Consider the following 458-nt stretch of genomic DNA (forward strand, 5'->3'; position numbering starts at 1 on the left):
CCCGATACCTTCACCACCTGCCCGTACTTCTTCAGTTCGCGCTGGATCAGGGCGCCGAACTGCTCGGGGGTGGTGGGGGCCGGCTGGGCGCCAATGCGGGCCAGGCGGGCTTTCATATCGTCGGTCTTGAGGATGGCCACGATGTCGTGGTTGAGACGGTCGACGATCTCGCGCGGGGTGCCGGCCGGGGCCAGGACGCCGAACCACGTCGAGATGTCGAACCCTTCCAGCCCGAGGCCCTTGCCGGCTTCGGCGATGGTCGGCAGTTCCGGGAACGCGGCGGCGCGGGCCGGCGTGGTCACGGCGAAGGCCTTGAGCTTGCCGGCCTTGATATTGGCCGATGCCGAGGCGAGGTTGTCGAAGATCAGGTCGGTCTGGCCCGACAGCACCGACAGCTGCGCCGGCGACGCCCCGTTGTACGGGATATGGACCATGCTGACGCGGGCCATGCTCCTGTC

1 protein-coding gene is annotated in these 458 nt (G+C 68.1%); it reads right to left on the reverse strand.

Going from position 1 to position 458, the window contains the following annotated elements:
• A partial coding sequence (locus AB4097_RS21530; RefSeq protein WP_442043345.1) for a tripartite tricarboxylate transporter substrate-binding protein occupies positions 1–449 on the reverse strand: 449 nt, incomplete at its 3' end.
• Between the last annotated feature and the right edge of the window lie 9 nt (positions 450–458).

This window comes from Microvirga sp. 2MCAF35, assembly GCF_052115545.1.
In the GTDB taxonomy this organism is placed as follows: Bacteria; Pseudomonadota; Alphaproteobacteria; order Rhizobiales; family Beijerinckiaceae; genus Microvirga.